Here is a 13,847-nt window from a genome sequence, read left to right on the forward strand (position 1 = left end):
GTCTCGGAGGCCCGGCAGTACGGGCTATTACTTACCCTCGCAGCTCAGCGTGCACGCCCCTGGATCCCCTGGAATACCCCATACCCGATATCTCTCGGATGGATAGGGTACGCCTCTTTCGAGGTGGTCGGCCTTCACGTTCACGCCTGCGCCGAGCCTACCACACAAAGCAAAACCAATGAACCCAGTCAGGGACAGGTATCCCCAACAAAGCCCGGACCGCTGCTGGAAGCCCGCAAGACAGGTAAATGGCACCCAACCCAGACACCCTGTCTTGAAATCTCCCAACCCAGACCACGTATTGGCCCCACCCACGCTGGAACCCAAATACAAATCCCCGAGTAACCTGCCAGCATGAGTGAGCCGCTGGACGACGGGCCGTTCTACCACGGCACAAAGGCCGACCTTCGCGATGGAGATCTACTCACCGCCGGGTTCCGGTCGAACTACAAGCCCGAGGTGGTGATGAACCACATCTACTTCACCGCACTCCCCGACGGCGCCGGCCTCGCGGCCGAGATCGCCCCCGGCGACGGAGATCCACGGGTCTACCTCGTCGAGCCGACCGGAGAGTACGAGAACGACCCCAACGTCACGGACAAGAAGTTCCCCGGCAACCCGACCCGCTCCTACCGCAGCAAGGCACCGCTTCGGATCGTCTCCGAGGTCCACGACTGGACCCGGCTGACCCCCGAGGCCCTGCAGATGTGGCGAGACCGCCTGGCTGCGATCCGGACGGACGACCGGGCCGAGATCATCAACTAGTCCGCCGGTCAGTGCAGGGCGGCGTCCGCCGCGGTCGACCGCCAGGCGTGGAAGGCGATGGAGAGCCCCGCCCGCGTGGGCGCGCAGATGAACGGTCCGGCCTGGGCGACGAGGTCCGGCGCCAAAGGGACCACCCGGACGAGCTGAAGAGAGCCGCCGTCGACCGCGGCTCGGACGGTGAGCGCGTCGCCGGATCGGCTGACCCGCATCAGGACCCGGCGGTCGCGCCAGTCGGGCACCGGCGCCAGCGACCAGTCCGACCTACCGTCGGTGACGACGGCACCGAGCTGCGGACGACCGTCGGCGTACTCGACGCCGGTCTTGACCCAGTGCGTCTCGCTGACGCGTACGAAGATCCCGGCCTGGTCGAACTGCTGTGAGAAGGCGGCCGTGAACTCGACCTCGACCGCGCTGTCCTGGTCGAAGGGGGCCAGCAGGGCGTGCTCGCTGTCGTGGACGAACCCGTAGGAGGTCGTACGCCACGCGTCGCTCCCCTCGGCAGCGGTGACGAGGAGGTCGGAGCCGCGCTCGACAGCGGCGACGGGCGGATGGGTCCAGCGCCCGCTCCCCCAGCGGATCAATGCCGCTCCTCGAGCCCCACGGCCTCGCGCAGGATGCGCACCGAGTCGGCGAGCTCCTCGTCGTCGCGGGCCCGGGACTCCATCAGGTCGGAGAGGGCCGAGGCGATGACGTTGAGCTTCTCGTGGGAAGCCTCCTCCGAGCGCCGCCCGGCGTTCTGGAGCAGCACCAGCAACAGCAGCGAGAGGACCGAGGAGCCGGTGTGGATGGCCAGCTCCCACTTGGTGCTCGAGGACCACAGGGGGAAGCTCACCGCCCACAGCAGCAGGACGACCACGATCACGTAGAAGAAGGGAGCATGGCTGACCACGGAGGTGACCACCTCCACGAAGTGTTCGAACCCGTTCCGTCCACCGCCGCGCTGACGAGACTTCCTGGCCTTGTTCTCTACGGTCATGCGCACACGGTAGTCCTCAGCGCCGCCGCTCAGGCCGCGATCACCGAGACGACCAGGACGTACGCCGCCGTGCCGGCGAAGATGCTCAGCGTCATGCTGCCTCGCCACAGGTGCAGCCCGATCGTGATCGCGAGGGCCAGGGCGGCCGGTCCGACGGAGGTCAGGACGACGGGGTCGGTCTCGCGGAGGGTGTAGGCGGCGAGGATGACCATGACCCCGACGGGCATCCGGTCGCCGATGTAGGCCAGCAGTGCGCTGTGCCGCAGCGGGGCGAGCATCGCGAACGGAGCCGCGCGCAGGGTCCAGGTGACGGCCGCGGAGACGAGGACGGCGGACAGGACGTACCAGTGATCAGCCACGGCTGCTCCTCCGGACGGCGAGGACGTACGAGCAGACCAGCGCGGCACAGAACATGCCCATCGCGATCAGCAGCATGTTGTCCCGCGAGACCAGCGCCGCGACGAGCGCGCAGCCCAGCGCAAGCGCGGAGACCGGCACCGACCGACGGACCTTGTACGCCTCGATCCCCAGCACCACGAACAGCGCGGTGACCGCGAAGTCGAGGCCCACGACCTGCGGCGGGATCAGCGAGCCCAGACCGGCGCCGGCGGCCACGCAGAGGACCCACGCCAGGTGGAAGAACGCCTGGATACCGACGATCCTCGTCCGCGACCACCCGGCCGCCTCCGGCGTCGCGGTGAGCGCGTACGCCTCGTCGGTCAGGGCGAAGGTGCTGTAGGCCCGCCACCCGCGGCCCTGGATCCGGTGCATCGGGAACGAGATCGCGTAGAAGACGTGCCGGAAGTTCACCAGCAGCGTGCTGACGGCGATCTGCGCCAACGGAGCAGCCGCGGCCACCAGGCCGACCAGCAGGAACTCCATCGAGCCGGCGAACACGACCGCGCCGAACACCGGAGCCCACCACCAGTCGAGCCCGGACTGGACCACCAGCACGCCGAGCGCGAGCCCCAGCGGGACCACGGCGACGCAGGCGGGCAGCACGGTCCGCCAGCCTGCGGCCACCTCTTCGCGGGTCGCCGGCGACCCCTGGTACGTCGTCTCGGTCTCCATCACCTGCATGTCGCAAGCCTAGGAAAGTTCGGACGTCCTTGGGTTGCTCATTGCCGATGCTAAAGTGCCGCTATGCGCAACGATCATGCGATTGACGACCTGGATCGCGCAATCATTGCCGAACTGGAGGATGACGCCCGGCTGAGCAACGCCGAGCTCGCCCGACGGGTCGGTCTCACCCCGGCGCCCTGCCTTCGTCGCGTACAGCGCCTGGAGAGCGACGGGGTGATCAAGGGCTACCACGCCAGGGTCGACCCGAAGAGCGGCGGACGCGGGTTCGAGGTGATCGTCGCGATCGACATCGCCGTCAACGACGGCAAGACCATCGAGGACTTCGAGACCGCCGCGGTCGCCGTCCCCGAGGTCACCGAGATGCGCCGCATGCTCGGCCAGCCCGACTACTACCTGCGCGTCCAGGTCGCCGACCCCGATGCGTACGAAGCCCTCATCGTCGGGACCATCTCCCGTCTGCCCGCGGTGAACAGGGTGCTCTCCCACCAGACGATGCGACTGCTCAAGGGCTGAGCGCCTGTCGCGTCCGGGCGTCGGCGGGAACGAACGTCTCCAGATGGAGGCCGTCGACCGTGACGTCGGAGGCGCTCTCGATCTGGCTGGCGACGCTGAAGAACCGGAGCACGAGGCCGCCCGCCTCGATCTCCAGCGGGACGACCGGGTCGGCCGACGGCCGGACGGACCGCTCGCCACCGGCGGGGTAGGCGGTGACCTCGTCCCGGAGCGCGACCAGGGCCTGGTCACCGCCGGTGTGGGTGATGCGCCGGTCGAGCTGGTGAAGCAGATGAGCACGCCAGACGGGAAGGTTGCGGATGCGCGGGGCGATTCCTCGCGGATGCAGGCAGAGCCGGATCACGTTGAGCGGAGGCTCGAGCAGGCTGCGGTCACAGCCGACGAGCAGCCCGTCGACGGGCTCGTTGGCATCGACGATGTCCCAGTGGTCGTCGAGGAGCAGGGCCGGGTACGGCGCGTGGGCGTCCAGCAGGCTGCGGAGGCCGGCCATCACCGGCGCGAGCACGCTGTCGTCAGTCGCGCGGTGCGGATAGCGGGGAGCGAAGCCACCGGCGAGCAGGAGCCGATTCTGCTCGGCCATGGGCACCCGCATCACCTCGGCCAGCCGGACGATCATCTCCGGCGTCGGCCGGGAGCGACCGTTCTCGACGTAGCTCACATGCCGGGTGCTCACCTCGGCCTGGGTGGCGAGCGCGAGCTGGCTCAGGGACCGCAGCTCGCGCCAGCGGCGAAGCTCGCTGCCGACCGACGGTGGCATCGCAGTTGTGGTCACGACCCGAGGCTAGCCACACCCGGATCACAACGGCCATGACCTCAGAGGTTATCGACCGGCTCGGCCACCAGCGGCGAACCTTCTCGTGACAACCCGATCCGAGAGAAGGAAGACACCATGAACGACATCGTGACCCGCTACCTCGACACCTGGAACGCCACCGAGGAGTCCGTGCTCACCGAGCTGCTGGCCGAGCACTGGTCCGACGACTGCGTCTACGTCGATCCGCTCGCCGAGGTGCAGGGCCGCGAGGCCGTCGGCGCGACCATCCAGGCCGTACGCGCGCAGTTCCCCGACTTCGTGTTCACCCCCGTGGGGACCGTCGACTTCCACCACCAGCAGGCCCGCTTCCAGTGGGGTCTGGGACCGGCCGGGGCGGAGCCGGTCGTGATCGGCTTCGACGTGGTCGTGGTCGACGCGGACCAGCGGATCCGAGACGTACGCGGCTTCCTCGACAAGGTCCCCGCCTGAGATCAGAGACGTCCGGTGCGCCGTCACCCAGCTCAGGCAGACGGCGCACCAGCATGGTCGCAAGCGTGCTCAGTCGCGGGCCAAGGCTGCCAGAGCTTCGGTCTCGAGGTCGAGGTAGCTCTCGTCGCTGACGTCGACGGCGACGCCGAGGATCTTTCCCCCGGTGAACGTGAACGGCGCCCGGTAGCTGCGGCTGACCGCATCAGCGCTGTCGAAGCCGACACAGAGGCCGTCGCCACACAGGGTGAACTTGCCGACCTGGGCACGCATCTTCCCCGTGGCCACGATCTGGTCGTCGACGTACAGGTTGGTGGTGCCGACCGACTCCTTGTTGGGACCGGCGCCTTCGCGGACGAACTCCATCCCCAGCGCGTGCGGTCCCGGCGTCAGCGGCTCGGAGACGAAGGTCTGCTCCGGCGGGATGCCGAGGAAGTTGTAGACGTAGTGCAGCTTGTCGTCCTTGATGAACAACGCGTGCCCACCGAAGCGCGAGCCGTGCGCGAAGATCACGCCTTCGGCTCCTTCGCTGATGTCGACGTCCGCGATGATCTTGTAGGAACGGCCGCGAACGTTGACCGCGACGCCCTCCGGGACCGCGCCGCTACCGGGGTAGTAGATGTATCGGCTGCGCGGCGGCTCGGCCTGGGGCCGCTCGACCGTGATCATCTCCAGCGCGGAACGGTCGTCGAGCGGAAGTCCGTGGTACTTCTCGGCCTCCTCGAACCAGGCCGCGACCAGCTCCTGAACCTTTTCCGGGTGCTGGTCGGCCAGATTCTTCGACTCCGAGCGGTCCTCGTCGACGTGGTAGAGCTCCCACCTGTCCTGGTCGAAGTGCCCCTTCCCGGAGATCGGCGCATGGGTTGCCGCGGCCTTCCAGCCGTCCTGCCAGATGCCACGGGTGCCGAGCATGGTGAAGTACTGGCGCTTCTTCCGAGTCGGCGCGTCGGCGCTGTCGAAGCTGTACGCCATCGAGACACCCGGCAACGGCTCCTGCTCCACCCCGCGGTAGACCTCCGGCATCTCGAGGCCGGCGAGCTCCAGGATGGTCGGCACGATGTCGGTGACGTGGTGGTACTGGTGCCGGATCTCGCCCTTCGCCTGGATGCCGGCCGGCCAGTGGATGACCAAGGGGTCACACGTACCGCCGGAGTACTGGCTGTAGCGCTTGAACATCTGGAACGGCGTGCTGAAGGCCGCCGCCCACCCGGTCGGGTAGTGGTTGTAGGTCTCCGGCGAGCCGAGCTTGTCCAGCATGGCGAGGTTCTCGGCGAGCTCGTCAGGATAGCCGTTGAAGAACTTGTTCTCGTTCACCGATCCGGAGTCCGAACCCTCACCTGACGCGCCGTTGTCGGCGCAGTAGAAGACGATCGTGTTCTCCAGCTGGCCGGTCTCCTCCAGGTAGTCGATGACCCGGCCGACCTGGGCGTCGGTGTACTCGCTGAAGCCGGCGAAGACCTCGGCCATGCGGGCGAAGAGCCGCTTCTCGTCGATGCTGAGCTCGTCCCACGGTGTCACGTGGTCGGCCGGGTTGGCCTGGTCCTCGGCCACGGGGTTCCACGGGGTCAGCTCGGTGCCCTCGGGCAGGACGCCCTTCTCGATCATCCGGGCGAGCACCCACTCCCGGTAGGCGTCGTAGCCGTCGTCGAACAGACCCTTGTACTTGTCGATGTACTCCTGCGGCGCGTGGTGCGGCGCGTGGTTGGCCCCCGGGCAGAACCACATGTACCAGGGCTTGGACGGGTTGGACGCGTTCTGATCGCGCAGCATCTTGATCGCCCGGTCGGCGAGGTCCTTGGAGAGGTGATAGCCCTCCTCAGGCGTGTAGGGCTGGTCGATGTAGTGGTTGTCCTCGGCCAGGTCGGGATACCAGTTGTTGGTCTCGCCACCGAGGAAGCCGTAGAACCGGTCGAAGCCCTGCTGCAGCGGCCACTGCTGGCGGCTGCCGCCGGCGGAGTTGTCCTCCTCCGGAACGTTGTGGTTCTTGCCCAGCCAGAACGTGCTGTATCCGTTGTCCTGCAGAATGTGCCCGATGGTGGCGCACTCCTCAGGAATCCGGCCGGCCTGACCCGGGAACCCGTTGGTTCCCTCCATGATCGAGGCGACCCGGTTCGTGGTGTGGTTGCGGCCGGTCAGCAGACAGGAACGGGTCGGCGAGCACAGCGCGGTGGTGTGCCACTGGGTGTAGGTCAGGCCGTTGTCGGCCAGACGCTGCAGTGTCGGCATGTTCACCCGTCCGCCGTACGGCGACCAGGTGGCCATGCCGGTGTCGTCGTAGAGGACGACGAGCACGTTGGGCGCACCCTCCTTCGCCGCCGGAAGCACGTACGGGGACCAGTCCGGGACCGAGTCCCGGACGTCCAGGTTGATGACGCCGTTGAATTCCTTCTCGGCCATGACTCGTCCTCTGCTCAGCGGATCCGGGCAATCACCGACCGTCAGGGGAAGTACGTCACGACTGAACCTGCACCCGGGGAGGTCGGCCACTTCCACCGTTGGCGCACGTGGCCGTCATTGCTTCACCCGGTTCGAGTGAGTCGCGCACCGAGCCACGGCAGGGCTCAGAGGTTCTCGGCGATCTGCTTGATGGCGGCAAGGCGACGGTCCCACTCGACGCCGATGGCATCGAGGCGACGAGCCACGGTGCTGAGTCCGGAGCCGACGACCCGATACCGGACCTCGCGTCCGGCCTGGACCGTCTCCACGAGGCCGACCTCGTGCAGGACGGCAATGTGCTTGGCGATGGCTTGCCGGGTGATCGGCAGGCGCCGGGCGAGGGCGGACGCCGAGGCGTCGCCCTCACCGAGGGCGGCAAGGATGCTCCATCGGCTCTCGTCGCCGAGTGCGCTGCACATGTGGACCACGGCCGGATCGACGAGGTTGTCGATGCTCATGAGTCCTGCTCGAGAAGGAGGACGAGCTTGTCGAGCTCCTCGTCCCAGCCGCCACGATGATCCGCCATGAGCCCGGTCGGGTCGCTGGTGTTCTCGAAACCCGTCTCCACGACGGTGAGCCGAGTCCCGCCAGGGGTCGGCTCGAGGGTGAAACGGAACACCGTGGAACGCTGTTCGTCGACCGTCTCGGGCAGCGGACCCTCCTCGTTGCACCAGCGGTAGGAGACTTCCGAAGGAGGGTCGAAGGTGTCGACCCGGATCGGCACCCGGCGCTCACCCGGCCAGCCGATCGTGCCGAGGGCGCCGAGACCGGCACCGGTGAGAACGATCTGACCGAACCACTGCGAGATCAGCTCGGGCTCGGTGACGGTTCGCCAGACCTTCTCCCGGGGCGCGTTGATGTGGATCGTACGGCGCACGCTGAAGGTGTCGGCCTCGACTTCTGCCCGGGGGTTCGGCGTGTTCTCCATGATGGTTCCTTTCTCTCGGTATCGGGGTCACCGCACGGCAGCGGGTTCGGGTTCCGGTGCTCGTTCTGGTCGGGTCGAGGGTGCGGGCGCGGGGCGCAGGGAGCTGCTGGCGATCGCGACGGCGACGGCGACGGCGGCGAGGACCGCAGCGGTGAGGAGAGCCGTGTCGATACCGCCGGCGGTGATCGCCCGCCCTCCGGCGAAGGCGCCGATGGCGTCACCGAGGTTTCCGGCGGATGCGGGCAGCGAGGCCGCGAGGATCACACCAGGACCCGCGAGGTGTTCGACGCGGTGCTGCCACGGGGTGGTGATGCCTGCGCTGCACATGCCGAGGCAGAGCACCGCGACGACCGCGACGGCGGTGCTCGTTCCCCACAGGAGCATCGCGATGAGTGCAGCCGATGCGCCGACCGCGCCGACGGTCAGGGCGCGTGCGGCGCCGATGTCGGCGAACCCTCCACCGGCCAGCGACCCGACGGCGGCGGAGATGCCGTAGCCCATCAGGCAGACTCCGATCCAGGACCCCGAGACCCCGGCCACGCCACCCAGGAACGGGACGAGATAGGTCAGCGCCGCAGAGACGCCGGCGAACAGCAGCACACCGACCGCGAGCACCGCGAGTACGCGACGGCCGAAGGCGAGGCGCAGCTGCGCGAGCATTCCGACGTCGCCCTCGGAAGGAACCCGCGGCACCACCAGCAACGCCATCACCAGGGCGGCCGTTGACGCCACGACGACGGCTAGGAACGATGCCCGCCAGCCGACGGCTTCGCCGAGAAGCCGACCCAACGGCATTCCCACCGCGCCGGAGACGGCGAACCCGGAGATCACGACCGCCATCGCCCGGCCGGCGCGTTCCGGGGGCACGATCGATGTCGCCGTGGTGATGGCGGCCGCGATGAACAGCCCCTCCACGGCACCGATCACGACCCGGGCGGCGATGCACGCCTCCAGGCCGGCGCCGAGCGCGGGAAGGAGGTTGAGCCCGGTGAACGTCGCGATCGCGGCCAGCAGGACCGTCCTCCGGTCGAGGCGGGCGGTCAGGAACGTCAGAAGCGGGCCGCCGACCGCGATCCCGAGCGCGTTCGCCGAGACCAGCGCACCCACCGCCGGGACCGGGACCGCCAGGTCCTCGGCCATGAGGTCGAGCATGCCCATCACGAGCATCTCGGCACACCCCATCACCAGCGTTCCCGTGAACAGTGCGCCCAGAACGATCGCCGCTCGGGAACCGCTCGTTGAAGAACGATCCTGTCGGTAAGGCATCGGCACACTCCTCAACCTGCAACTCAATGGTTGCATACAACTCTGGCACACCGAGCACCGAATCGCAACCAGAAGGTTGCACTACCTGCCCTGACTCCTCACCTGAACCGGGGGAGGTGTCAGAACCCGCCGAGAAACAAGGGTCTTGTGCAAACAACCACGCATGGGGGGAAGAGATGGCCAAACAGTTCAAGGGGATCGTCAATCTCGACGTACGGGACTCGGTCCCGGACTGGACGCCCTTCCGCGAACCGCCGGCACCGGAGGGCGCCCCGAACGTGCTGCTGGTTCTCTACGACGACACCGGCATGGCCGCCTGGTCGCCGTACGGCGGCCGCATCAACATGCCGACCATGCAACGGCTCGCCGACAACGGCCTGACCTACACCCAGTGGCACACCACGGCGCTCTGCTCGCCGACCCGCTCCTGTCTGCTCACCGGACGCAACCACCACGAGAACGGCTTCGCCCAGATCGCCGAAGGTGCCCAGGGATTCCCCGGCCACACCGGCCACGTCCCGATGGAGAACGCCACCATCGGCGAGGTGCTGCGCGAGAACGGCTACAACACCTTCTGGGTCGGCAAGAACCACAACGTCCCGCTCGACGAGTGGGCGGTCGGGGCGAGCAAGCGGAACTGGCCGCTGGCACGCGGGTTCGACCGGTTCTACGGGTTCATCGGCGGCGAGACCAACAACTGGTTCCCGACCCTGGTCGAGGACAACCACTACGTCGACCAGCCCTACCTCCCCGAGGACGGCTACCACCTCTCCAAGGACCTTGCCGACAAGGCGATCTCGTTCATCGCCGACAGCAAGACCTCCGCACCGAAGAAGCCGTGGTACCTCTGGTTCTGCCCCGGGGCCAACCACGCACCGCACCACGCGCCCGAGGAGTACATCGCGAAGTACGCCGGCCAGTTCGACGACGGCTACGAGGCCTACCGCGAGTGGGTGCTGCCACGGATGGTCGAGCGCGGCATCCTTCCGGAGGGCACGCAGCTCACCGAGATCAACCCGCTGCCCGGGGATGCCGCGCAGCCCATGGACCACGTACGGCCCTGGGAGAGCCTCAACGACGAGGAGAAGCGGCTCTTCGCACGGTTCGCCGAGGTCTACGCAGGCTTCTCCGAATACACCGACGCCCAGGTCGGCCGGATCATCGACTACCTCGAGGAGACGGGTCAGCTCGACAACACGATCGTCATGTACGCCGCCGACAACGGCGCCTCCGGGGAGGGCAGCCCGGACGGCACGGTGAACGAGAACAAGTTCTTCAACGCCTATCCCGAGGACCTTCAGCAGAACCTCACGATGCTGGACCAGCTGGGCTCGCCGGAGACGTACAACCACTACCCGACCGGGTGGGCGACTGCGTTCTCGACGCCGTTCAAGATGTTCAAGCGCTACACCTACCAGGGCGGCGTCGCGGACCCGCTGGTGATCTCCTGGCCGCAGGGGATCGCGGCTCGCGGCGAGGTGCGCAACCAGTACCACCACGCCGTCGACATCGTGCCGACCATCCTGGAGTGCGTCGGCCTGGAGATGCCGGAGTCGGTGCAGGGGTACGTACAGAGCGAGCTGCCCGGCGTCTCGATGAGGTACAGCTTCGACGCAGACGGTCCATCGCAGAAGGTCGTCCAGTACTACGAGATGATGGGCACGCGCGCACTGTGGAGCCAGGGCTGGCACGTCGTCGCACAGCGGGCACCGCAGCAGGGCGGCACCGCTTCCGACTTCCTCAACGACACCTGGGAGCTCTACCACTCCGACGAGGACCGCGCCGAGCACCACGACCTATCGGCCGAGCATCCCGACAAGGTCAAGGAGCTGGTCAACCTCTGGTACGTCGAGGCCGGCAAGTACGACGTACTGCCGCTCGACAACCGGTCGCTCGAGGACCTGCTCAGAGAGATGCCGGTGGCGGACATCCCCGAGGGCGGTGTCTACCGCTACTACCCGGACACCTCCCCCGTGCCCGAGTTCGCCGCCGCCGAGATCCGCGGCCGGTCGTTCAAGATCCTGGCCAAGGTGACTCTCGACGACGACCCGGAAGGCGTGATCATCGCGAACGGGGCCCGCTTCGGCGGGCACACGCTCTTCATCAAGGACCGGAAGCTCTGGTACGCGTCGAACTTCCTCGGCATCCCGCCCGAGCAGGTGCTGGTCTCACCGGACGAGCTGACGCCCGGAGAGCATGTGCTCGGGATGGAGTTCTCCAAGGAGGGCCACGGCGAGCACCAGGAGGCGGTCGGAACGGCGACGCTCTACGTCGACGACCGGGCCGTCGCCAAGGGCGACTGGAAGACGCAGCCCGGCCACTTCGCACTGTGCGGCGAGGGACTGACCGTGGGCAAGGACGGCGCCGACCCGGTCTCGCGGGAGTACTCCTCACCCTTCGCCCTCACCGGCGCCAAGATCGCAGTCGTCGAGATCAACATCGGCGACGACGTCTACCTCGACCTGGAGCGCGACTTCCACGCCGCGATGTCCCGAGACTGAGGACGATCCTCCCAACCCAGCGAGCAATGTGGGAGCCCTGAAGTCACCCGGTGACTTCAGGGCTCCCACGTTGCCGCTGTACGGCCATGGGGTCACGTCGAACTGCACGTCCATCCCCTCCGCGACAAAACAAGCCCGCTGGCCACGGGAGCCGTGATGCCCCGCGTCGCCACTCCTTCTCTCGCTCCAGGCCGACCCTGGCCACACCTTTCTCCTGGCCGTCGGTGGAACGTCAAGACGCCCGTACATCGTGTGAGTAGCAATCCGGAAGACCGGTGGACCGAGTTCCCGCGCCGCCTCGTATTGACCGACGAACCCGCTGGACCGAGCGACGAGTGCCCCGCAGGGCGACCTACGCACCGGCGCGACCTTGCTGAGCGCCGAGCGCTTCGCGTAGCTGTCTCGAGGCGGACCGTGGCGTAGCGCCCGCGCGCCAGATGGCGAGTAGCAGATCCGCCCGTGGCCCACCCGGTTCCGTCCACCTCGGCCCGAGCCCTGCTTGATGGAGCACGTCGATCAGGACGTCGTCCGCTGCCGTGCGCGCTTCGGCCCAGGCCCGCGCGTACGCCTCGTCGACCTGGTTCAAGGTGGTCTCGCTGTCCACGATCGAAGGCGGCGCGACGACCGTGGCACGGGCCTCCTCTCGGCGACGCAGGAACGCGATGAGGAAGTAGACCAGGGCACCAGCCCAGCTGAAGACCAGCACCATCACGATGTCGAGGACGTCCAGCCCGTCGAGCCGGCCCCGGGCAGCGATGCTGCGGCCGATCAGGACCAGCGCGACGATCGTCGGCACCCACCACAGCACCACCAGCGTCAGGATCCACATCGCCTCGCGCTGGGCTTCCATCGCAGCTCCACTCCGTCAGCCGAGACCTGGGCCGAGACTAGCCGCGGTTCGTCAGCCGTCGACGCCGAACGCCGAAACGTCGAGGCTGCGCGGAGCCGTCACCCCTCATGGCCGGAGGGCATCCTTCAGCCACAGTCCGGCGACAGCGGTTCAAACGGCTGGGTGGCGCTCGGCGAGGTCCTGCGCGGCGGCAATCACGTCGGCAGGGTTGGTGACCATGGGGAGGTGCGCGCTGGCGATCTCGATGACGCTGTGTGCTCCAAGCTGGTCAGCGTAGCCTCGCTGCCAGCTGGCGGTCAGCTCGGCGTCATCGGTGGTGACGACGTACTTCTTGAGCGGCACTGCGCGCATCGCTTCGTGCCCCGTCGTGCGGGTGGTGAAGTACGTCACCGGCTCGGGTTCGAGGTCGGCGATCAACCGCTGCACGGTTTCTTCGTCGAGCCCTGCGGCGAGGCCCTTGCGGATCACCGACTCAGGGGGCCGGGTCCCCGCGACGCGGAGGATCAGAGGGAGCACGATCTTGTTGGGGAACGGTAGCGACGAGGCGAAGGATGCGCCGGAAGCGGGGATCACCGCGGCGACTCCGAGCACCGCGGCCACTCGACCCGCTGCGAGCCGTGCCAGCTCGGTGGCGACCACGCCACCAGCAGAGTGCGCGACGACACCGAAGGGACCCTCGGGAGCGGCGTCGAGAGCCGCTCGAGCGTAGTCGGTGACGGTCCCTGAACCTGTCGCAGGGCGAGGGGCAACCGCCGACGGGACGGTGATCCCAGAACGAACCTCGTCCCAGATCCAAGCGGGTAGCCCGGCACCGGACAGGAAGAGAAGAGGAAGTGTCATACGCATCAAACTACGGCCAGAGGCCGACAAGCATGTGTCGGCATTAGGGTCGTGTTGTGGCGTTCTCCAGATCGGCCGATCCGCATCTGACTCTCCGTCGGATCGAGCGGCAGCACGCTCTCATCGAGCAACTGCGATGGCAGCGCGGCGTACCGAAGTCGGCACTCGCCTTGGCCCATGCTCTCGATGTGACCGCACGGACCGTCGAGCGCGACATCGCCCGGATGCGTGAGAGCGGCATCCCCATCCGCGTCCAACGAGGCCCGGGAGGCGGCTATCTCTTGGATGTGCGGTCGAAGCTCGACCCCATCTCGCTCGAACCGGACGAGGTGGCGGCGCTGATCGTCGCCCTGGTTGCCCTCGGCCCCACAGCGACCGACTCGGCGCGGACAAGCATGCACAAGCTCACTCGAGCACTGCTGCCCTCGACGTGACGACGCCGGCCTCGG

Annotated in this window: 16 protein-coding genes; 5 read left to right on the forward strand and 11 right to left on the reverse strand. The window is 67.8% G+C overall.

Annotation, left to right across the window (positions count from 1 at the left end):
- Positions 1-354: 354 nt before the first annotated feature.
- Positions 355-765 carry an NAD(+)--rifampin ADP-ribosyltransferase gene (gene arr, locus BLT25_RS21045; RefSeq protein WP_091050146.1) on the forward strand — a complete coding sequence of 137 codons (411 nt, stop codon included), beginning with the start codon at positions 355-357 and terminating at the stop codon, positions 763-765.
- An 8-nt stretch (positions 766-773) separates the two neighbouring features.
- Here arr and BLT25_RS21050 read toward each other — a convergent pair whose 3' ends face one another.
- The 4 genes from BLT25_RS21050 to BLT25_RS21065 are packed head-to-tail and all read right to left on the reverse strand — an operon-like array spanning position 774 to position 2,821.
- Complete coding sequence (locus tag BLT25_RS21050) at positions 774-1,346, reverse strand: DUF1349 domain-containing protein (RefSeq protein WP_091050148.1); 573 nt, start codon at positions 1,344-1,346, stop codon at positions 774-776.
- Positions 1,343-1,741, reverse strand: a complete 399-nt coding sequence (locus tag BLT25_RS21055; protein ID WP_091050150.1) for a low affinity iron permease family protein — start codon at positions 1,739-1,741, stop codon at positions 1,343-1,345. Before BLT25_RS21055 ends, BLT25_RS21050 begins: the two co-directional genes overlap by 4 nt.
- A 29-nt stretch (positions 1,742-1,770) precedes the next feature.
- Entirely contained in the window at positions 1,771-2,100 is a 330-nt protein-coding gene (locus tag BLT25_RS21060) for a branched-chain amino acid transporter permease (protein ID WP_091050153.1), read from the reverse strand.
- Positions 2,093-2,821: an AzlC family ABC transporter permease gene (locus BLT25_RS21065; RefSeq protein WP_091050156.1), complete on the reverse strand. Its 729-nt coding sequence runs from the start codon at positions 2,819-2,821 to the stop codon at positions 2,093-2,095. Before BLT25_RS21065 ends, BLT25_RS21060 begins: the two co-directional genes overlap by 8 nt.
- 63 nt (positions 2,822-2,884) lie before the next feature.
- Between BLT25_RS21065 and BLT25_RS21070 the strand changes: the two genes are divergently transcribed.
- Complete coding sequence (locus BLT25_RS21070; RefSeq protein ID WP_091050158.1) at positions 2,885-3,337, forward strand: Lrp/AsnC family transcriptional regulator; 453 nt, start codon at positions 2,885-2,887, stop codon at positions 3,335-3,337.
- Here BLT25_RS21070 and BLT25_RS21075 read toward each other — a convergent pair.
- Positions 3,327-4,109: a helix-turn-helix domain-containing protein gene (locus BLT25_RS21075; protein WP_256328714.1), complete on the reverse strand. Its 783-nt coding sequence runs from the start codon at positions 4,107-4,109 to the stop codon at positions 3,327-3,329. The two genes, BLT25_RS21070 and BLT25_RS21075, sit on opposite strands and share 11 nt — an antisense overlap.
- Positions 4,110-4,226: 117 nt before the next feature.
- On the opposite strand from BLT25_RS21075, the gene BLT25_RS21080 reads away from it, so the two are divergent.
- Positions 4,227-4,580, forward strand: a complete 354-nt coding sequence (locus tag BLT25_RS21080; protein WP_091050162.1) for a nuclear transport factor 2 family protein — start codon at positions 4,227-4,229, stop codon at positions 4,578-4,580.
- Positions 4,581-4,649: 69 nt separating this feature from the next.
- On the opposite strand, the gene BLT25_RS21085 is transcribed toward BLT25_RS21080, so the two are convergent.
- The 4 genes from BLT25_RS21085 to BLT25_RS21100 form a co-directional block, all read right to left on the reverse strand.
- The gene (locus tag BLT25_RS21085; RefSeq protein WP_091050163.1) at positions 4,650-6,974 is read right to left on the reverse strand and encodes an arylsulfatase; all 2,325 of its coding nucleotides are present in this window, start codon (positions 6,972-6,974) and stop codon (positions 4,650-4,652) included.
- Between the two features lie 164 nt (positions 6,975-7,138).
- A complete protein-coding gene (locus tag BLT25_RS21090; RefSeq protein WP_176884122.1) occupies positions 7,139-7,471 on the reverse strand; it encodes an ArsR/SmtB family transcription factor in 333 nt (110 codons plus the stop codon).
- Positions 7,468-7,941 (reverse strand): SRPBCC domain-containing protein, encoded by a 474-nt coding sequence (locus BLT25_RS21095; protein ID WP_091050165.1) that lies wholly within the window; start codon positions 7,939-7,941, stop codon positions 7,468-7,470. The genes BLT25_RS21090 and BLT25_RS21095 overlap by 4 nt, the downstream gene beginning before the upstream one ends.
- Positions 7,942-7,968: 27 nt before the next feature.
- Positions 7,969-9,207 carry an MFS transporter gene (locus tag BLT25_RS21100; protein ID WP_091050168.1) on the reverse strand — a complete coding sequence of 413 codons (1,239 nt, stop codon included), beginning with the start codon at positions 9,205-9,207 and terminating at the stop codon, positions 7,969-7,971.
- Positions 9,208-9,383: 176 nt separating this feature from the next.
- Here BLT25_RS21100 and BLT25_RS21105 point away from each other — a divergent pair, with 176 nt between their 5' ends.
- Positions 9,384-11,708 (forward strand): arylsulfatase, encoded by a 2,325-nt coding sequence (locus tag BLT25_RS21105; RefSeq protein ID WP_091050170.1) that lies wholly within the window; start codon positions 9,384-9,386, stop codon positions 11,706-11,708.
- A 352-nt stretch (positions 11,709-12,060) separates the two neighbouring features.
- Here BLT25_RS21105 and BLT25_RS21110 read toward each other — a convergent pair whose 3' ends face one another.
- Both BLT25_RS21110 and BLT25_RS21115 read right to left on the reverse strand, forming a co-directional pair.
- Positions 12,061-12,558: a hypothetical protein gene (locus BLT25_RS21110; protein WP_091050173.1), complete on the reverse strand. Its 498-nt coding sequence runs from the start codon at positions 12,556-12,558 to the stop codon at positions 12,061-12,063.
- Positions 12,559-12,708: 150 nt separating this feature from the next.
- On the reverse strand, positions 12,709-13,404 hold the full coding sequence (locus BLT25_RS21115; RefSeq protein ID WP_091050174.1) for an alpha/beta hydrolase: 696 nt from the start codon (positions 13,402-13,404) through the stop codon (positions 12,709-12,711).
- A 50-nt stretch (positions 13,405-13,454) separates the two neighbouring features.
- Here BLT25_RS21115 and BLT25_RS21120 point away from each other — a divergent pair, with 50 nt between their 5' ends.
- Positions 13,455-13,832, forward strand: a complete 378-nt coding sequence (locus BLT25_RS21120) for a helix-turn-helix transcriptional regulator (protein ID WP_091050177.1) — start codon at positions 13,455-13,457, stop codon at positions 13,830-13,832.
- Positions 13,833-13,847 lie beyond the last annotated feature (15 nt).

Source organism: Nocardioides sp. YR527 (assembly GCF_900101045.1).
In the GTDB taxonomy this organism is placed as follows: domain Bacteria; phylum Actinomycetota; class Actinomycetes; order Propionibacteriales; family Nocardioidaceae; genus Nocardioides.